The sequence below is a fragment of the Sediminicoccus rosea genome, from assembly GCF_033547095.1.
GTDB lineage: Bacteria > Pseudomonadota > Alphaproteobacteria > Acetobacterales > Acetobacteraceae > Roseococcus > Roseococcus rosea.
This window is the reverse complement of sequence record NZ_CP137852.1, coordinates 757,055-775,792: the sequence shown is the minus strand read 5'-3', so window position 1 is coordinate 775,792 and position 18,738 is coordinate 757,055. Positions and strand designations below refer to the sequence as shown.

Here is an 18,738-nt window from a genome sequence, read left to right as displayed (position 1 = left end):
GCGCGCATGTTCAAGCTGACGGACAAGGTGGTGTTCCTGACCGGCTGCGGCTCGGTCGGACCGGGCTGGGGCAACGGCAAGTCGATCGCGGTGCTGTTTGCCCGGCAGGGGGCGCGCATCTTCGGCGTGGACATCAACGAAGCCGCGGCACGCGAGACGCAGGCGATCATCCAGGGCGAGGGCGGCACCTGCGAGATCGCGACGGGCGACGTCACGGATTCCGCCGAGGTGGCGCGGCTGGTCGATGCCTGCATGGCGCGCTTCGGCCGTATCGACGTGCTGGTGAACAATGTCGGCAAGTCCGAACCCGCCATCCCCGGTGAGATGGACGAGGCGCTGTGGGACAGCCAGATCGCCATCAACCTCAAAAGCGCTTTCCTTTGCTGCCACGCGGTGCTGCCGATCATGCAGAAGCAGGGAAAGGGAGCCGTGGTCAGCATCGCCTCCACGGCGGGCATTCGCTACACGGGCAAGCCCCAGGCGGCCTATTCCGCGGCCAAGGCGGCGCTGATCCATTTCAGCAAGACCACCGCCATTACCTATGCTCCGCGCGGCATCCGCATGAACTGCGTGCTGCCAGGCCTCATTTACACGCCGCTGGTGGCCAAGCTCGCCGAACAATTTGCGGGCGGCGACCTGGAGGGATTCGTGGCGAAGCGCAACGCCGCCGTTCCCATCGGCCAGATGGGCGAGGGTTGGGACGTGGCCCATGCCGCGCTGTTCCTTGCCTCTGACGAGGCGAAGTACGTGACCGCGACGGAACTCGTCGTCGATGGTGGATTGACGGCTTCCACCCGTTGATTGCGTCAGGCCGGCTTGTTCTCCCGGATGCGCGCCTTTGAGATAAGGCATCTTCCGAGCCCCAGGCGATCGCTCGACAAGCCAGCAACGGGGGTGCGGTGAGCGCCGCTCTCCAAGGCGTCAGCCTGGAGACCGCCTGTCCCGAGGCGCACCTTCTCCGCCAGTCTCGCTCTGGTTCGCGCGGCACCTAAGAACGTCACCGGAGCCCTGCAAGGACGTACCATGGATCGCCTGTGGTCGGTCTCGCCTCCTCCCAGGTTCGGTCACGGATGCGCTCTGATCTGCCGCGCGGGACGAGCAGGACGTGCCGTGCCGAACCGCAACGCCCTCTCCCTCGTCCAGCGGCAGCATAGCCATGGCCGCTGGTTCGAGGGATCACGCCGCGCACCACAATGCGGCGGCCTGACAGGACCACTTGCCGCAAGGCGATCGGTAGAGCGTGGCTCCGTTGCTACCGAGGATGTGGCGAGGAAGAATCCAGCAGCACAAGACTTGAGGTCGCAGTGCACGTGCAAGGCGAGACGTCAGTTGCGTCAGAACCGATACCCCGCACGGAGCGTCCCCGTATGGGCCGTCATGTCCGCGGATGCGTCCAGCACATACTGCGCCCGCATCTGGAAGCCGCGACTATGCGTCAGGTCCACGCCGAGGGCGAAGCTTCCGATCGTCCCCGCCAGCGGGCTTCGGATCCGCATCTGCTGGCCCAGCAGATATTGCCGCGTCTCGTAGCTGCTCTCCGACTGGAAGGTGGCGCCAAGGGTCACGTTCGGACGCAGCACGGTATTCTCGGAGACATTCCAGCGGCCACCCAGTTCGACCTGCGGCGTGACGGCGAATTGCACCTGGCTGCTGCCAGCCACACGCAATCCGAAGGCGCCGGCACCCTGCTCCGTGTAGCCCCAGGCGCCCAGCCGGATCACGTCGAGGTTGACGGCCGGTTTCGCATAGACGGCCTCGCCCACGAATTCCCGTGACACGCGCAACCGCCCGATCTGAATGTCGCCGCCGGGCGAGCTCGTGGCGTTCGCGCCGAAGGCGGGAAGGCTGCGACGCGCATCCCCCGAAGCATAGCCGGCAATGGCCGAGGCCGAGACCTGCCAGGTGCCGATCTGGCGCTTCAGCGTCACGCCGAAGGATTGGCCCTGGAGCGTCGCACGCTCATTGCCGGCCGAGGCACGAAGCCAGGCCTGCTCCTCGCTGAACACAGCGCCGATGAACCAATTGGGCGCAAACTCATATTGCCCGCCAATCTGGAACGCCACGGCGGAGGCGCTGGAGGTGGAGCCGAATTGGGTGCGACCGGTGTCGCTGAGCCGGCCGATCACCCTGGCCCAAAGGCAGGTATTCTCACGCAGCAGCGTCTCCGGCCCCGCGAAATCCGGGCAGGATTGCAGGGTATTGGCCAGCGCAGCCCCGCTGCTCAGGCTGTTGGCAACCTGGGCGCCCGGCGTCTGGCTCTGGAGGTTGCCAAGCGCGGTGCCATAGCTGCTGGCGCTCTGGCCATAGAGGCTGGAATAGACCACGGCGCGCTGCTGCGGCGTGTAGGAGTTGGGCTGCCCTGCCGCATCCGTATTCCAGCTGGACTGCACCGCCGCCGCCACCTGGGACTGATTGCCGGTCAGCGCGACATTGGCCGGCGTGAAATTGGCGCCAACCGTCACACCCAGGGTGTTGACCTGCTGGAGGACCTGGCTCACCAGCGAGAAGCTGTAGACGAGGTCGCTGTTCCCGACGGACACGCCGTTCGCGACGGTGTTGGTTCCGACGTTGAGCCCCTGGCTGGCGATGACCTCGACCGGGGTGGAGACCGGGTAGAGGTTGGTTGGGAAGATACTGAGGTTCACCCCGTTGACGCTATAGTTCCCAACAACCGTCAGGCGGTTGGACTGCTGGTTCAGGAAATCCACCGGCATCAGGATGGTCGCCTTGTCCAGGGCAACAGCCCCGAACGGCAGCTGGAGTGTCACGCCGGCAAAGCTGCTGAAAGTCTGGAGATCGAGGGTGCTGCCGGGGGCCATCGTCAGCGCGCCCAAGGTGTTCGTCCCGCTCAGGCGCAATGTGCTTCCCGATTCGGCTACCAGCTGAATCCCTTCTGACTGAAACGTGCCGGCAATCAGCCCGTAGGTGGTGACGACCACCTGGCTCGACGGATTGACCAGAGTGACCGGGCTGCCGGTGTTGGTGGAACAGCTTATGCCGCAGAGCGCCGATGCCTGACCGATGGTCAGCCTCGTGATAGGGTTCCCGACACCTGAAGTATGGATGGCCACCCCCGCCAACCCGCCCGACACCTGGGCGCCGCCCGTGATGGAAAGCTGGGCCGCGCCGCCGGCGGTCGAGCCGATGCTCTGGGCCAGGATGCCATAGCCCTGGGCGGAGGTGACGCTGCCGCCCACGATGTTCACGGTGACAGTCCCCGCCGTACCCTTGACGCCGCTGGCACCCATGTTGCCGCCGAAGATGCCACCGCCGCCGCCCAGCGATTGTGCGATGATGCCATGTGCATTGGCTCCGGTGGTCGAGACCCTGCCACCGGTCACCTGCACCGTCACCGCACCGCCATTGCCGTTCGCGGTGCTCGAGATGGTCCCGGATGCCAAGCCAAAGACGGTCGGCTGGTCCATATTGCCAGCCACACCGCCACCGCCGCCGATGCTCTGCGCGATGACGCCATGCGCCCCGGCCCCGCTGGTGGCGACGAAGCCGCCCGGCCCCAGGTTGACGCTGACAGCGCCGCCACTCGCGGCACCGGAACCGGCCGCCACGAGGGAGACCGGAGCCGTCTGCCCATACAGCGTGGGCGCGTAGCCGCCGCCGCCGCCGATGGACTGCGCGAGAATGCCGATCGCCCGCGGCCCGCTCGTCGTCAGCCCGGCGTTATGCGCGATGTTCACGGCCCCACCCATGGCGCCGCTGCCCTCGCTGCCGGAGAAGGTCGCGCCCAGGCGGAAGGAGATCGGCCCCGCGCCGGCCGTGAGGGTCGGCGGGGAACTGGCGCCGCCGCCACCCCCGATGCTTTGTACCAGCATGCCGAGCGCGCCATCGCCCGCCGTCTGCACGGCGCTGTAATTGGTGACGTTGACCGTCCCGCCCGCGCCCCCGCCGCCCCCGTTGCCGGATTGCGCGAAGCCCAGGGTCATCACGCCGGCGCTCTGCACCCCGCCGGATTCAGCCAGGCCACCGCCGCCGCCGATGGATTGCGCCAGCAAGCCATGGGCCGAGACACCGGTGGTGGACACGCCCGTCTGCCCCGGCTGGCCGGCGGTGCCGAGATTGACCGTCACCTGCCCACCCGTGCCGCCAGACGTGCCCGCCCCGCCCAGCGCGAGATCGAGCGAGGCGGAGAGCGGTGCCGTCAGGGTCGAGGTGCTGGAGGTCGTGGAGGAGGCTCCGCCAATGCCGCCGCCGCCGCCGATACTCTGCGCGACGATGCCATGCGCCTGCAGGCCGCTGGTGGAAATGACCCCCGCCGTCTGGTTGATGGTGACACTCCCGCCATCGCCGCTCGCGCCGCCGCGGCCGCCAATGGTGAGGTTGGCGGTGAAGGAGGTCAGGCTGATGATGCTCGGAAACTTGCCCTGGAGCAGTGCCGCCTGCGCCACGGTCCCAAAGCCGTAGATCTGGTTGGCCTGGTTCGCGAGCGCGGCCAGCCAGCTCTCCGGCGGTGGCGGGGCGGCCGTACCGCCCGCGCCGCCGCCGCCGCCGATGCTCTGCGCCAGGATGCCGATGGAGGACGCGCCGCTCGTGGCGATCCCCGCGCCGGCGTTGACCGTCACCGCTGCACCATTGCCGCCCGCGCCACCCTTGGCGCCGATGGTGGCGGTCAGCGCATAGGACGCGCTGCCCGCGCTCGTCGAGGTGGAGCCATTGACCAGGCCACCATTGGCCACGCCGCCGCCACCGCCGATGGATTGCGCCAGGATGCCATGCGCCTGCAGCCCCTGCGTCTGCAAGGCGGCCGTGGTGGTGACGCTGACCGTATTGCCGGCCCCGGCCCCCGCCGCATCGCCGCCAACGGCAAAGGCGACCGTTGCCGGCGTGCCAGTGCCGAGCGTCGGAAGCGCCGCCGAATTGCCGATACTGCCGGTCCCGCCGCCCCCGCCGATGCTCTGCGCGACGATGCCATGCGCGCCATCGCCGATGGTCGAGAGGCTGCCCCCGAGCGTGACCGCCACGGTGCCGCCATCGCCCCCCGCGCCGCCCCGGCCACCCACCGAGACCGGCACCGAGATGGCGGCGCTGCCGGTCGCGAAAAGAGTCGTGGCCAGGGCGGTGCTGTCGCCGCCTGCGCCGCCGCCGCCGCCAATGCTCTGCGCCAGGATGCCCATGGCGCCAATCCCCGAGGTGGTGATCGGCGCCGCCGTCGTCACGGTCACGCCCTGCGCCGTGCCCGCCACGCCCCCGGCCCCGCCGACCGCGGTCGCGATCTGCAGGCTCGGCATGGCCGTGGTGGACACCAGGCCCCAGGAGCGCGCGCGCGACTGCCCCCCTGCCCCGCCGCCGCCGCCGATGGATTGCGCGACGATGGCATGTCCATCGGGGCCGATCGTGGAAAGCTGGCCCGGCCCGCTTCCCCCGAAGGCGACCGAGACAGTCCCGCCATCGCCGCCCGTCCCGCCCGTGCCACCGACCGCGACGCTCATGGCGAAGGGAGAACCCGCCTGGGTCGAGAAGGCAGCACCTGCCGCGCCGCCGCCGCCGCCGACGCTCTGCGCCAGGATGCCGAAGGCGTGGGCGCCCGTGGTGAAGATGTTGGTGCCGTCGGTGGTGGCCGTCCCGGTGGCGATGGTGCCGGCCGCGGTCACGGTCACCGCCCCGCCGGGGCCGCCCTCTCCGCCGGTGCCGCCGACCGCGACACTCGCGATGATCCCCCAGGCGCTGGCCTTGCCGCCCAGGCCGCCGCCCCCGCCGATGCTCTGCGCCACGATGGCCGCGCTGTCATCGCCCGTGGTGCGGATGCTGCCACCGGCCCCCGCCGTCACCTGCACGGTATTGCCGGCGCCGCCACCACCGCCACTGCCGCCGACGGCCGAAAAGGCGGAGCGCACGGTGGAGCCGCTCCCGCCGCCGCCGCCCAGGCTTTGCGCCACGATCGCCTGGGCCTGCCAGCCATTGGCCAGGATGCTGCCCGAATTGACGACCGTGACCACGCCACCCGTGCCGCCCTCGCCGCCATTCCCGCCGACGCGGAACAGGCCAGAGACGCTCTTGGCGTTGCCGCCACCGCCACCGATGGACTGCGCCAGGATACCGACGCCGCCCGCCTGCCAGGTGGTGATCGCGCCGGTGTTGGTGACTGTGACGCCGCCTGCGGCGGACGCATTGCCCCCGCCGCTCGGCGCGCCGAGATTGACCGTAGCGCCCTCGGCGGTGTTGACGAGATAGGCGATGCCGCCGCCGCCTACGATGCTCTGGGCCAGGATGCCGATGCCATTGGCCATAAGATTGGGATTCTGCGAATCGGCCTGGGTGCCGGTCGACATGCCGGCCGCGCCCACCGTGATGCTGCCGCCATGGGTGACCGTGACCAGGCTCGCGGTGCTGACATTGCTCGTGCCGAAGCCAAGGGTGAAGCTGCTGGTCACGTTGCTGGCCTGCTGCGTCCCGCCCGCGCCGCCGATGCTCTGCGCCACGATGCCGTCGCTGCCAGGCCCTTGCGTCACGATGGTCGCGTTGCTGGTGACCGTGACCGCGCCACCATTGCCGGGCGCGTTGAAGAAGGGGCGGGTTTGCGTGACGCCGGTCGTGGCCCCGCCGGAGAGGCTGCCGGCGATGATGCCGGCCGAGAAGGCACCCGACGTCACGATCTGGTTCGGGCTGGCGACGTTGACCGTGACCGGCCCACCCGGGCCGCCATTGCCCTGCTCCTCACTGCCGATGATGTTGCCGCCCGCGCTGATGGCGAGGATGCCCGGCGCGGCGCCGCCGCTGGTCGAGATGCTGCCGCCGGTATTGCCCAGATAGGCCACGAACGAGACGCCGACCGCCCCGCCACTCCCGCCGCCCTGGCTGCCCGCGGCGACCGAACCGCCTCCGCCCGCGCTGAAGGCCAGCACGGCCGGGCTGTTGTCGGCGATGGTCGTGATGTTGCCCAAGGTGGTGATGCTGACCGTACCACCCGCACCGCCCTGGCCGATGCCGATGCCCCAATCATAGGCCGCATCCCCACCCAGGCTGATGGCGAGCAGCCCGGCATTGATGCTGGGCTGTGCCTGGAATGAGCCGGCCGCCGGCACCGTCACGCTGGCGCCGGTGGAGATGTTGACGAAGCTCTGGTTGCCGGACGCATCAATGCCGTTGGCGATGGTCACGTCCCCCGCCGCCCCGCCGGTGACCTGCGTCGTGGCGGCACCGGACTGGCTGTTCGACGCGAACCCGCCCGTCCCTTGCCCGCCGAAGGAAACGCCCGCCACGGCCCCGCCGAAGGGCAGGACGAAGAAGCCAAAATTCTGGCCACTGACGAAAGTTGTAGGTGGGGTGGCCGTTCCCGGCACGGCGCTGATGCTGCCCGTATTGTTGATGATCACCGCCCCGCCCGCCCCGGCCCCCGGCACGAAGCTGGGCGTGGCCACATCGGGCGTGCCGCCGATGGACAGGCCGACAATCCCTGCCGCGCCTGGCGCATTGGCCGTGGTCGCCACGATATTCGCCGAATTGGCAATCGTGACGGTGCCGGCAGAGTCACTGGTCGGGCCGGAGATGACCGTGCCGGGCGACGAGATGCCGGCGACACAGGCCACGACGCCATTCGCGAAGCCTGCGGCCTGTGTCGCGGAATTATAGACCGTCTGCCGTGCCGAGCAGTTATTCGCGGGGTCAGGCGCCTGCGACGTGACCAGCGCGATGTTCCCCGCGGAGAGCTGGAAAGCCGGGACGGTTTGTGCCGTGGCAGGCGCGCCGGCGAGCAGGGCCAGAGCCGCGCCGCCTCGCGCGCCCCGAAGCAGTTTCCGCCGACAGTCTTCGCGCTGCATCCTTGCCTCTATGCTCCGCTCGCGTCCTGGTCGTCAGCCGGTGTCCGGCCCGAAGACTCTCGAGGTTCACCCGCCTCAGGCGAGCGCCTGTTCCTTCCCGCCGCCTATCGCGCCGCGACCAGGGCGGCCGTTCCGTCCGCCGCCATGCCGTTCAACGAGGCGAGCGGGATGGACTGTGTCCGCGTGATTCCAGTCATCGTCGTGAGGTCGAACTTTACGTAGTTCAGGCCGCCATAGGTCCGCAGATAGAAGGTTGAGCGGTCCAGATCGGTCAGCGCGGTCCAGGATGTGTACTCGCTGGAGAAGTCCGGTACGGCTGCCCCCGGTGCCGTGGGGACCCTCAGCCCCTCCCCGCTCGCGCCGCGCGGGTCGATCGTGATGTTCCGCGGGCGATCGAAGTTGTTCATGATGCGCGCCAATGTCCGCACCGCATCATCCGGGGCTGCGACCTTCTCGGCATATTGCGCGTAAAAGGCCGCCCGCACGAAGCGCCCGACCGAGGTGTTGGACGCCGGCAAGCCCTGCGTTGCGATGCCCGAATCCGGCTGCGCCACCGCCAGCGAGCCGAACTGGCCGGTGGACACGTCCGTGTTCCGCAGGAAGCTGTAGTTGGCGAGGTTGGTCAGGTGCCAAGGTAGCGACGGGCCGTTGGTCATGACGCCGACAGGATTGTCATGCACCAACTGCTGGCCATTGACGAATTCGACAACGATCGACCTGCCGGAGCGGTCATGCAGGGCGAAGTGGAAGGGGCTGGCGGCGCCCCCCACCGGCCCGAGCGGCGTCAGCAGCACCGGCTGCGCCGCCAGCGCTGCCTTTACCTCGGCCACTGTCGCGAATTGGCCCAAGGTGAAGGCGCCCAGGTCGATCGCGGCGAGGGCAGCGCGGGTGCGTAGGGCGGAATCACGCGGCCCCGCCGCGCTGGCAAAGGCGAGCAGGCTGAAGGTCAGCCCCGCCTCATTGAAGCCTTCGACGATCTTCAGGTCATCCGGGCCCGCATCCGGCATGGTGACGGCCAGCATGCGGTAGCGCGTCGTCCAACTCGCCGCCGGCGCCTGGGGCGACGTGCGTGACGTGTAGGACAGCCCGGCCGGAAACACCGTGACCTGATAGGGCAGCTCCATGGCCAGCTCGAGCGTTCGTCCGAAGTAAATGCGCCCCGCCTGATCGCGGTAGATCAGCGAGGTGCAGGCCTGCGCGACATTGACCGCGAAGAGGAGTAACGCCACCAGGCTGGTGAGCGCGACACGAAGGCGGCGCGGCAGGATTTGGGTCAATTCCGTCTCCCGGTCGTCCGGGCCACGCTAGCGCGACGTTTGACTTATTGCAAAAAATAATATGGATTTTGAGCAAGCATCCGTTGCGCTCTACGTCGCTTCGGCGGTCCTTGGCCGGGCATTTGCCGTGTAACGTACCCCGTCTGTTGGACACTTGGGTGCTCCCTCCGTGATCCGCGACCAATGTTTGGATCGCCGGAAGCTGGTGTTTTTCCGGGTTGGTTACGACAGCGGGCTGGTTGCTTCAACATAACTCTGCAGATCACAGCGGGCTTTATCGCCTATCGCCCCGTGCGGTTTTTCCTGTTGCTTTCAATGCGCTTGCTGGATGTGGCTCGCTTTCGGGGCCCAAACGCACGAAACCCGCCGATCTTGTGAGTTAACGGGCTTTTTGGGATGCAGGAACGCGCAGACAGCTTGATTTGCTGCTGGTGGTTTAACGCGGCGGTAGGCGCGGTCCACGCCTCCACCATATCGCCGTCGCGCTGCCCTACCCGCCCTGTGGTCTCTACAACCAGATGCTGATGGCGGCGAGCGTGACGACGCCAGTCATATCGATGTGGAGGTCTGCAACGCCGTCCCCATCGACATCCCCCTGGAGTGCGCTCGCTGAGAAACGCAACTGGCCCGCCGTGTTGCTGAAAGCGCCTGCACCCAGGTAGGTGAACGCTTAATCGCCATTCCAACACCTTCCACGGTTCCGCCGATCTCACATTATCGGCGGACCGCTTCTACGGGGGTATGGCAGTTGCTCCAGCCTCTCCAGGCACCGGAGCCTTCGGCAAGTCCGGCGTGGTCGAATGCACCATTTGGCTGCCGGCGGGGGGTGTCCGTGACAGAGCCGGAGAGGAGGTGGCGGGCTTCGTTCCACCCCCTCCGGCGTACGCAGCACAGCCATCTCCGGCCGCTTCCGGCGCGTGCGCACGCGGTCGCCGAACTGTGACACGCGGTTTGTGCAGAAGCACCTCGTCCGCCTAGGATAAGCGCTGAGACAGCAATGCGGAGACCGCCTGGTCCGGCGGATTTCTCCCGAGTGAAGGCGATGCGACATGCGGCTTGCGAACAAGGTGCTCCTCATCACCGGCGGAGGCAGCGGCATCGGCCGGGCCACCGCCCTTCTGGCCTCGCGCGAGGGCGCCTCGGTCGCCGTCGCCGATCGCAACCTTGCCTCCGCCGAAGAGACGGTCGGCCTGCTGGCGGGGCCGGGCCTCGCCATCGGCACCGACGTGACCATCAGTGCCGATTGTGCGCGCATGGCAGCGGCGACGGTGGCTCGCTTCGGCCGCATCGACATCCTCTGCAGCAATGCGGGCTACGGCATCCAGGGGGATGTCGTGAGCACGCGCGAGGAGGATTGGGACGCGCTTTTTGACGTCAATGTGAAGGGCGTCTTTCTCTCGGCGAAGCACGTCGTGCCGGTGATGCGCGCGCAGGGCGGCGGGGCCATCGTCAACACGGCGTCCAACATCGCCATCATCGGCCTGAAGGACCGCGTGACCTATGTGGCCAGCAAGGGCGCGGTGGACAGCCTGACCCGCGCGATGGCGCTCGATCATGTCGCCGATGGCATCCGCGTGAATGCCGTGGCGCCTGGGCCGATCAGCAGCCCCTATTTCGACCGGATGATCGCCACCGCCGCCGACCCCGAGGAATTCAAGCGGGTGCTGAACTCCCGGAGCGCGATGAACCGCACGGGGCGCCCGGAGGAGGTGGCGCAGGTGATCGTCTTCCTCGCCTCCGACGATGCGTCCTTCGTCACAGGCGCCACCTATGTCGTGGATGGTGGCGGCGTGGTGATGTGAGGCTCAGGCCGCCAGGAACGGCAGCAGCCGGTCCAGGAAGGCGGCGGACCGTGTCTGCGGGTAGAAATGCCCGCCATCGGGCAGCGGCTGCAAGGCCGCGCCCGGGATGGCCGCGGCCATCTCCCGCTGGTGGTGATGCGGCACGATCACATCATCGGGCGTGCCCAGGACCAGCGTGGGCACCGCCACATGCTGCGGCAGGTCCATGCCGTCAAAGCCCAGCAGCGCGCCGATCCGCTCCGACCAGCGGGTTCTCTCGGCCGCTTCGCGCTCGGCCGGCAGCCAGTCAGGCGTGGGGAATTTCCCCTCGGTGACCAGCACCTCCGGCGGATAAGCCAGGAAACGCCCCGCCAACTCATAGGCCGTGAAGCCGGCACGCTCGAGGACGGCGAGGCGCATCTCGAACAGCGCGCGCAGATAGGGGTCCGGCCGCAGCCATCCGGCCGAGAGCACCAGGCGCGAGACGGGGCAGAGGCGCCCGGCCGCCATCGTCAGCACGATCGCGGCACCCGTCGAATGGCCGCAGAGCGCCACGGGCCCACCAAGCGCCAGGGCGACCGCCGCAGCATCCTCGGCCAGCGTGCCGATCGTGACGGACGCCGTCCCGCGTGTGCTGGCGCCGATGCCGCGCTGGTCCATGACAGCGACGCGGTGGTGCCGGGCGATGTCCGGCACCACGCCATTCCAGAAGGACGCAGTGCCGCCCAGGCCAGAGAGAAGCAGCAGCAGCGGCCCCTCCCCCGTCACGGTCACGGCAAGGCGGGCGCCGTCGGGCCGCTCGATCAGCACGGGCGCGTCCCGCGCTGGCTGATCAAGCGCGCGCCTTCGCCGCCTCGATCTCGGCCAGCAGCGCCCGGCCATTGGGCGCATTGGCCAGGATGGTGTCATAGGCCGGGCGGGCGGCCGCCTTGAAGGGGGCGAGATCGGGTTCGATGATGTTGATGCCGCGGCGGCGCACCTCGACGAAGCTCTCCTCGCGGAAGCGGTTGTAATAGGCCAGCCCCTCGGTGATGGCGGCCGGCACGCTGGCGCGGATCGCCGCCTGGACATCCGCCGGCAGCGCGTTGAAGCGCGAGCGCGAGGCGATGAGGACGGAGGGCAGCTGGTGCGTCTTGGTCAGCACGTAGTGGCGGATCACCTCGACGAAGCGATCGGCGATCATCTGATCCGGCGCCAGCTCCGCCGCATCCACCACGCCGTTCTGCAGGGCGAGGAAGAGCTCGGCATAGGCGGTCGGCGTCGGCTGCATGCCGATGGCGCGGTAGGTCTCCACATAGCCGGGCGACTGGATCACGCGGATCTTGAGGCCGCGCGCCTCGGCCAGGTTGGTGAAGGGGCGGTTGGTGAGCACGCTGCGCTCAAACAGGTTGAACCAGGACAGGCCGACCATGCCGACCGGCTCGAGCAGCGTCAGCAGGCGCTGGCCCATCGGGCCCTGCATCAGGCGGTTCGCCTGCTCGTAATTGTCGAAGAGCCAGGGCAGCGAGAGCACGCCGAGATCCCGGATGGTGTTCTCCAGCGAAGGCTGGCTGTTGAACATCAGGTCAATCGCGCCGGTGCGGGCCGATTGGATCAGCCGCAACTCGCCACCCAGGGCCGAGTTGGCGAAGACCACGATCTTGACGCGGCCATTGGTGCGCTGGTCCACCAGCTCGGAGAGCTTGGTGCCGGCGACGTGATAGGAGGATTGCTCGGACAGCACGTGGCCGAGGCGCAGCTCCGTCACGGCCTGCGCGCGCGCGACGAAGGGCGTGGCCAGCGGCGCGGCGATGGCTCCAAGGGCCAGGGTACGGCGGGGAATGGCGGTCATCTCGGGGATTCTCCTGGGCGTTATCGCACCAGCGCCAGGGACAGCGCGGGCACATAGGTGATGATGAGCAGGCAGAGGATGAGGGTCGCGAGGAAGGGCAGCAGCGGTGGCATCAACTGCTCCATGCGGAGCTTGCTGATACTGCACGCGACGAAGAGATTGACGCCGACCGGCGGCGTCACCATGCCCACCGCCAGGTTCACCACGACGATCGTGCCGAAATGGATGGGATCAATGCCGAAGGCGATGGCGGCCGGTGCGAGCACCGGCGCCAGGATGATGATGGCCGCCAGCGTCTCCATGAACATGCCGACGATGAAGAGGAAGCCGTTCACCAGCAGAAGGAAGATCAGGGGGCTCGCCGTGACGGCGGTGAGCCAGGCGGCCACGGCCTGCGGCGCCTGATAGGTGGTGAGCACATAGGCGAAGACGCTGGCGAAGGCGACGATGATCAGCACGATGGCCGAGGTCTTGGCGCTGCCGGCGAGAATATCCGGCAGGTCGCGCCAGCGCAGCTCCTTGTAGACGAACAGCCCGAGGATCAGCGCATAGACAGCGGCGACCACGGCCGCCTCGGTGGCGGTGAAGATGCCCCCATAGATGCCGCCCAGCACGATCACGGGCATGAGGAGCGAGAGAGCCGCGCGCTTCGTCGCCGCCCATACATCACGGGCGATCTCGCGCGGGGCGAAGCGCGTGGGGTCGCCATAGCCGCGCATGGTGGATTGCACGATGATCAGCGCCATCATGCTGAAGCCGATAAGAAGCCCGGGGAGGATGCCTGCGAGAAACAGCGAGCCGATGCTCTCGCTCACCGTGACCGCGTAGATCACCATGGGAATGGAGGGCGGGATGATGACGCCGATCTCGCCCGAGGAAGCGATGATCGCCGCCGCATAAGGCTTCGGATAGTTCCGCTTGGTCATCTCGGGCACGAGGATCGAGCCGATCGCGGCTGCGGTCGCCGAGGAGGATCCGCTGATGGTGGCAAAGAACATCGCGGTCAGCACACCCGCGGCACCCAGCCCGCCGCGCACCCAGCCCACCAGCGCGGCGGCGAGGCCGACAAGGCGCGTCGCCATCCCGCCCGCCAGCATGATGCGCCCGGCCATAACGTAGAAGGGAATGGCGAGCAGCGTGAAGCTGTCGAGGCTTTCCAGCGCGGCCTGGGCAATGACGATCAGCGGGATGCCCTGCGCGTCCAGCGCGATGAGCGGCGCCATGCCCAGCGAAAAGGCAATCGGCACCGCGGCGGCAAACATGATGATCAGCGCGATGGCGGTCCCGATCATCGCTCAATCCGCCACGGCATCGAGCGAGCCGCGGGGATCGCGGCCCTCGATGATGCAGGCGAGCAGGAAGCCCGCGATATTCATCACCATGAGCCCCGCCCCCACGGGGAGCGCCATGAAGACATACCACTTCGACAGCCCCAGCACCGGGCTGCGCTCGATCTCGCCGATCTCGGCAAATTCCAGGCCGACGACAATGAGCAGCAGGCAGAAGGCGGCGCAGCTGAGGTAGGCCAGCGCCTTGATGGCGATGCCGAGCATCCGCGGCACCGCATGCGTCACGAGATCCAGCGCGATGAGTTCGCCATGCCGCAGCGCCCAGGCGGCGCCCAGGAAGACCGTCCAGATCATCGAGAAGCGCGCCACCTCCTCGGTCCAGGCGGCGGAGGCGTTGAAGCCGAAGAGCGGCACCACGAAGCGGACGATCACCTGGCCCAACGCGCCCACCGTCATCATCACCAGCAGCAGGGCCAGCACGTATTTCAGCAGGAGGTTGACGGCATCAATGCCGGCCAGGATCAGCTTCACGGGCGGCCCGCCTTCTCTAGGTGGCCGCGCAGGGCGGCAATGGCACGGTCCCGCCGCTTCTGGCGCGCGGGCAGTTCAGTCAGCGGCAATTGCGCGCGCAGCCCTGCTTCCAGCTTGTCCACCGCGGCCGGCGTCAGCGCCTTCGCCGCGCCGCGATCCTTCGCCACATCATTCAGGATATAGCCGAACAGCTCCATGTATTGCCGGATGCCGCCCAGCGCGTTCAGGTCCACGCCGGCAAAGGGGCCGATCACGGCCCAGCGCAGGCCAAAGCCATGGGTCAGCGTGGTGTCGGCATCCTCGGGGCTGATCACGCCATCGCGCACCAGCGCCACCATCTCATTCAGCATGGCGGCCTGGATGCGGTTCATCGCGAAGCCGCTGATCTCGCCATGCACGCGGATCGGCTTCTGGCCCACCGCTTCCATCACACGATAGGCCTCGGCCAGGGTCGCCTCCGAGGTGCCGGGATGGGTGACGACTTCCGTCACCGGCAGCAGGAAGGGGGGCGTCAGCGGATGCACCACGATGAAGCGCTCCGGCCGCGCCAGCACCGAAGCCAGCGCCGCCTGCGACAGGCCGGAGGTGGAGGTGGCGAGGATGGCATCCGCCCGCATCGCGGCCTCCACGCGCGGCAGGACCTCCTGCTTGATGGCGAGGTCCTCCTTGACCTGTTCCTGCACCCAATCCACATCGCCCACGGCATCCGCGAGGGCGGCATGGGTGGTGATGCGCGAGGCGCCGCCGGGCAGTCCCGCGATGGCCGAGCCTTCCAGCGCCTCGAAGACAGCGGCGACGCGGGCGGGAAAGCGCTCCAGCGCGCCCGCATCGCCATCCCAGACGCGCACGGTGCAGCCGGCGCGGGCGAAGACCACGGCCCAGGCCGTCCCGATGGTGCCGGCGCCGATCAGCGCCACTTTCAGCGACACGCTCATTGGATCGGCGAGAAGCTGGAGGGTGTCAGGATGCGCGTGCTCTGCACATCCAGGTAATCCGCGACCATGCCGAGATATTCCTGCCATTGCGGGTCGGCCAGCATGGCGGCGCGGCGGCGCGCGCGGTCATCCAGCCCCTCATAGCCCCAAAGCGCGACGACGTGGTTGAGCTCACCGATTTCGGTGGTGAAGTAGCCCAGGAACTTTCCCAGGTATTTCACCTGGAGCGGCAGCCCGTGCTTCTCATAGGTGCTGACGAAAAGCCCGAGCTTGCCGGGCTTCAGGCGATAATCCCGCTCCTCGACGATCATGCGCTCAGGCCTTGGGCGGAAGCGTGCCGAAGACCGTCTCGGCCTCGATCTGCAGCACGTCCACGGGGCGCGGGAAATTCGGCGGCTGGGGGTCGCCCGGCTTCCGCTCCCGGCCGATGCGGGCGAAGAAGGTTTCCAACCCGCCAGGCATCATCAGCCACATGAAGGTCATCGGCCCGTCATCGCTGGCCTGGAAGCGGTGCGAGCGGTTCTTGCCGAGGAAGATGCAGGTGCCCTTCTGCATCGGCACCTTGTCCGTGCCGTTCAGCAGCGCCTCGCCCTTGCCTTCCAGGACGAAGATCACCTCCTCATTGTCGGGATGAACGTGCTCACGCACGAAGCAGCCGGGATCCACCAGCTGCGTGCCCATCGAGAAGGGCGTGTCGGCACCGATCTCGTTGGACGCCAGCATGCAGCGGACGAAGCCATTGGCCGGCACGGGCTGCCAGAAGGAGCGCGCGTCATCGGGCTGCACGACCACCAGCGGTGCGAGGGTCTCGGACATCAGGGATTCCTCCTGCGGGGGACGATGGGGAAGGCGCGCTCGGGCGCCAGCAAGGTGGTCAGCGCCTCGGCCCGGCGGCCGATATGGCGGGTGAGGATCTCCGCGCCGGCTGGGGCATCGCGCGCCACCAGCGCTTCCAGCAGCGTGTCATGCTCGTCGAAGTTGAGCTCGGGCCGCGGGCCGGTGGCGTAGGCCCAGCGGATGAAGGTGGTGCGCGCATTCACCTCGCCCAGCATGCGTAGCAATTCCTGGTTGCCGCCGAGCGCGCAGAGCGCCTCGTGGAAGCGCACATCTTCGCCCACCATCGCCGCACGGTCGTTCATGCGGTTCGATTGGCGGAGCGCGGCGCGCCAGGAGCGGCGTAGCGCCGTGATGTCGGCCGCCTTCGCCCGGGCGCAGGCCTGCTGAAACCCGGTAATTTCCAGCGCGGTGCGAAGCTCGTAGAGGTCCATCGCTTCCTTGAGGTCGAGGTCGCGCACATAGAAGCCGTGCCCGCCGCGCGCGAGGACCAGGCGCTCGGCAGCCAGGCGGTTCAGCGCCTCGCGTACCGGCGTGCGCGAGAGGCCCAGACGCTCAGCCAGATGAACCTCGTTGAGCCGTTCGCCAGGGCGCAGCTCAAAGATCAGCAGCATCCCGCGCAGGGCTTCATACGCCATGTCACCAGCGCTGCCCCGGGCGGGTTCGATCTTGGTGGGGGGGACTTTGGCGGAACGCATCCGGCTAGAATTATGCAACACTGTATTCACCGCAAGCTAATTCAGGATAAGCGCGGCATCTGGCGCTGATCGGCCGGGACCATCTTCCCGCAGGCGCGATGCGACGGAAGTGACGTGCTCCTCTGAAATGGCGCTATTTTTCGGTAGAGTCCGCTCCATCGAAGGACGGACGAATGAAGCGCAGCAGGTTCAGCGATGAGCAGATCATCGGGATATTGAAGAGTTGAGCCGCAAAGCGGATCAACGAGGCCGGTGCGTCGACGGCGGATGTGTGCCGCCGTCACGGCATCAGCGGCGCGACCTTCTACAAATGGAAGGCGAAGTTTGGTGGCCTTGAGGTGACCGAGGCCAAACGGCTCCGGGCGCTGGAAGAAGAGAACGCCAAGCTGAAGAAGTTGCCGGCGGAGGCGATGCTGGACATCGCGGTTCTGAAGGACATCTCGACAAAAAAGTGGTGACGCCCGGCGCGAAGCGAAACGCGGTCGCTCATGCCCGGGAGTGTCACGGGCTGAGCGAGCGTCGGGCGTGTGATCTGATTGGCATTGCCCGGCGGGTGGCGCGGTATCAGCCGAGCCGGGCGGACGATGCTGGCCTGCGGCAGCGGCTACGGGAGCTGGCGGCCGAGCGTCGGCGATTCGGCTATCGGCGTCTGGGCTACTTGCTGGCCCGCGAGGGCGGCGATGGCCCAGAGACGCTTTGGCAACATCGCCGCGCCGTATCGCTTCTGAGCGGCAAGGTCGTCTGTGGGGTCTGCGGCGGGAGCTACGTCATCAACGGCAAGGACTGCATGGGCTGCAAGGCGGCCGAGCGTCAGGGCACTTGCACCAACAAAGTCAGGACTCGGCGCAGCCGGGTGGAGGCCGAGGTGCTGGAGGCGCTGGGCACCCGGCTGATGGAGCCTGATGCGGTCGCGACCTTCGTGGCGGAGTTCACGGCCGAGTGGAACCGGCTTTCGGCCGAGAGCGGGGATCGGGTTTCTCTTCGTCGGCGGGAGCTCGACCAAGTCGAGCGGCAGCTGAATGGCTTGATCGACGCCATCGCCGATGGGCTTCGGGCTCCCGGGCTTCAAGACCGGCTTGATGCGCTGGGCGCCCGTCGGGAGGCGCTTCGTGGGGAGTTGGCCGCGCTAGAGGCGCGTCAGTCGGCGCCGCGTCTGCATCCGAACCTGTCCGAGGTCTACCGGGCGCGGGTGGCGCGTCTTCGGGAGGGGATCGAGGCCCAGAGCGATCGGGAGGTGTTGGAGGCGGCGCGTGCATTGATCGCGCGGGTGGAGGTGCACCCGCCGGCGGTGGAGGGCGGCCGTCCACGGCTGGAGCTGTTGAGTGAGCTCAGCGCGTTGCTGGCTGCTGCTGGTATGGAAGATGTTGGCGGAAATACAAAAAGCCCACCGACGATTGCCGGTGGGCTTGATGTGTTCTCTGGTTCTGTACTGGGTGATGCGGGGACAGGGTTCGGCTTATGGAGAACTAAGCTCAGATAAGCGTAGCGTCGGTTTGGATCTCAGGCGGTCCGCCAGTTCCCAGGCGAGCCGTGTTCTCCGTCTGCCAGAGCCCCTAGCTGTGGGGCAGGTTTCCTTGAACTGATAGCCCCAGCGCCGAGCTGGTGACTGCCCCAGCGAGGAGACGCCGTCAGATGGCTCTCTGCAAGCCAATTGCCTTCAGAGCTACTGACCTAGATAGACAGGCTTGCCCCCTCCAAGAACCTCGTCCCGCGCCGTCATCCATCATCAATCATCTATTTACACAGGACCGTTCGCGCTTGATTGTGTAGAGCTATGGGTGAGCATGGTT

The 18,738-nt window shown here is 67.8% G+C and carries 13 protein-coding genes and 1 pseudogene; 4 read left to right on the top strand and 10 right to left on the bottom strand.

Translation table 11 applies throughout. The features are described from left to right. Nucleotides 1–6 precede the first annotated feature (6 nt). A complete protein-coding gene (locus R9Z33_RS03710; RefSeq protein WP_318649954.1) occupies nucleotides 7–801 on the top strand; it encodes an SDR family NAD(P)-dependent oxidoreductase in 795 nt (264 codons plus the stop codon). Nucleotides 802–1,334: 533 nt separating this feature from the next. On the opposite strand, the gene R9Z33_RS03705 is transcribed toward R9Z33_RS03710, so the two are convergent. Together R9Z33_RS03705 and R9Z33_RS03700 are read right to left on the bottom strand one after the other, a co-directional pair. After that, nucleotides 1,335–7,772, bottom strand: coding sequence for an autotransporter outer membrane beta-barrel domain-containing protein (locus tag R9Z33_RS03705; protein WP_318649953.1), 6,438 nt, complete (start codon nucleotides 7,770–7,772; stop codon nucleotides 1,335–1,337). A gap of 104 nt (nucleotides 7,773–7,876) precedes the next feature. Then, a complete protein-coding gene (locus R9Z33_RS03700) occupies nucleotides 7,877–9,049 on the bottom strand; it encodes a linear amide C-N hydrolase (protein ID WP_318649952.1) in 1,173 nt (390 codons plus the stop codon). 1,049 nt (nucleotides 9,050–10,098) lie between these two features. Between R9Z33_RS03700 and R9Z33_RS03695 the strand changes: the two genes are divergently transcribed. Further along, nucleotides 10,099–10,851 carry an SDR family oxidoreductase gene (locus R9Z33_RS03695; protein WP_318649951.1) on the top strand — a complete coding sequence of 251 codons (753 nt, stop codon included), beginning with the start codon at nucleotides 10,099–10,101 and terminating at the stop codon, nucleotides 10,849–10,851. A 3-nt stretch (nucleotides 10,852–10,854) separates the two neighbouring features. On the opposite strand, the gene R9Z33_RS03690 is transcribed toward R9Z33_RS03695, so the two are convergent. The 8 genes from R9Z33_RS03690 to R9Z33_RS03655 are packed head-to-tail and all read right to left on the bottom strand — an operon-like array spanning nucleotide 10,855 to nucleotide 16,888. Then, on the bottom strand, nucleotides 10,855–11,640 hold the full coding sequence (locus R9Z33_RS03690; protein ID WP_318649950.1) for an alpha/beta fold hydrolase: 786 nt from the start codon (nucleotides 11,638–11,640) through the stop codon (nucleotides 10,855–10,857). A 22-nt stretch (nucleotides 11,641–11,662) separates the two neighbouring features. Further along, nucleotides 11,663–12,661 (bottom strand): TRAP transporter substrate-binding protein, encoded by a 999-nt coding sequence (locus R9Z33_RS03685; RefSeq protein ID WP_318649949.1) that lies wholly within the window; start codon nucleotides 12,659–12,661, stop codon nucleotides 11,663–11,665. Nucleotides 12,662–12,681: 20 nt separating this feature from the next. Continuing rightward, nucleotides 12,682–13,953, bottom strand: coding sequence for a TRAP transporter large permease (locus R9Z33_RS03680; protein WP_318649948.1), 1,272 nt, complete (start codon nucleotides 13,951–13,953; stop codon nucleotides 12,682–12,684). Between the two features lie 3 nt (nucleotides 13,954–13,956). After that, a complete protein-coding gene (locus tag R9Z33_RS03675) occupies nucleotides 13,957–14,481 on the bottom strand; it encodes a TRAP transporter small permease (protein WP_318649947.1) in 525 nt (174 codons plus the stop codon). Beyond that, on the bottom strand, nucleotides 14,478–15,410 hold the full coding sequence (locus R9Z33_RS03670; protein WP_318649946.1) for a 3-hydroxyacyl-CoA dehydrogenase NAD-binding domain-containing protein: 933 nt from the start codon (nucleotides 15,408–15,410) through the stop codon (nucleotides 14,478–14,480). Before R9Z33_RS03670 ends, R9Z33_RS03675 begins: the two co-directional genes overlap by 4 nt. 2 nt (nucleotides 15,411–15,412) lie before the next feature. Next, nucleotides 15,413–15,727, bottom strand: coding sequence for an NIPSNAP family protein (locus R9Z33_RS03665; RefSeq protein WP_318649945.1), 315 nt, complete (start codon nucleotides 15,725–15,727; stop codon nucleotides 15,413–15,415). Between the two features lie 4 nt (nucleotides 15,728–15,731). After that, nucleotides 15,732–16,232: a cupin domain-containing protein gene (locus R9Z33_RS03660; RefSeq protein ID WP_318649944.1), complete on the bottom strand. Its 501-nt coding sequence runs from the start codon at nucleotides 16,230–16,232 to the stop codon at nucleotides 15,732–15,734. Continuing rightward, nucleotides 16,232–16,888: a GntR family transcriptional regulator gene (locus tag R9Z33_RS03655; protein WP_318649943.1), complete on the bottom strand. Its 657-nt coding sequence runs from the start codon at nucleotides 16,886–16,888 to the stop codon at nucleotides 16,232–16,234. The genes R9Z33_RS03660 and R9Z33_RS03655 overlap by 1 nt, the downstream gene beginning before the upstream one ends. Nucleotides 16,889–17,121: 233 nt before the next feature. Here R9Z33_RS03655 and R9Z33_RS03650 point away from each other — a divergent pair. Both R9Z33_RS03650 and R9Z33_RS03645 read left to right on the top strand, forming a co-directional pair. After that, a pseudogene (locus tag R9Z33_RS03650) lies at nucleotides 17,122–17,624 on the top strand (transposase); the annotation flags it as partial. Beyond that, nucleotides 17,607–18,428, top strand: coding sequence for a zinc ribbon domain-containing protein (locus R9Z33_RS03645; RefSeq protein WP_318651608.1), 822 nt, complete (start codon nucleotides 17,607–17,609; stop codon nucleotides 18,426–18,428). The pseudogene R9Z33_RS03650 and the gene R9Z33_RS03645, both read left to right, overlap by 18 nt. The last annotated feature ends 310 nt before the right edge of the window (nucleotides 18,429–18,738 follow it).

Coding starts and splice junctions, on each gene's coding strand:
- R9Z33_RS03660 (WP_318649944.1), bottom strand. CDS start 16,232: ATGTCCGAGACCCTCGCACCGCTGGTGGTCGTGCAGCCCGATGACGCG.
- R9Z33_RS03685 (WP_318649949.1), bottom strand. CDS start 12,661: ATGACCGCCATTCCCCGCCGTACCCTGGCCCTTGGAGCCATCGCCGCG.
- R9Z33_RS03710 (WP_318649954.1), top strand. CDS start 7: ATGTTCAAGCTGACGGACAAGGTGGTGTTCCTGACCGGCTGCGGCTCG.
- R9Z33_RS03680 (WP_318649948.1), bottom strand. CDS start 13,953: ATGATCGGGACCGCCATCGCGCTGATCATCATGTTTGCCGCCGCGGTG.
- R9Z33_RS03655 (WP_318649943.1), bottom strand. CDS start 16,888: ATGGCGTATGAAGCCCTGCGCGGGATGCTGCTGATCTTTGAGCTGCGC.
- R9Z33_RS03705 (WP_318649953.1), bottom strand. CDS start 7,772: ATGCAGCGCGAAGACTGTCGGCGGAAACTGCTTCGGGGCGCGCGAGGC.
- R9Z33_RS03665 (WP_318649945.1), bottom strand. CDS start 15,727: ATGATCGTCGAGGAGCGGGATTATCGCCTGAAGCCCGGCAAGCTCGGG.
- R9Z33_RS03695 (WP_318649951.1), top strand. CDS start 10,099: ATGCGGCTTGCGAACAAGGTGCTCCTCATCACCGGCGGAGGCAGCGGC.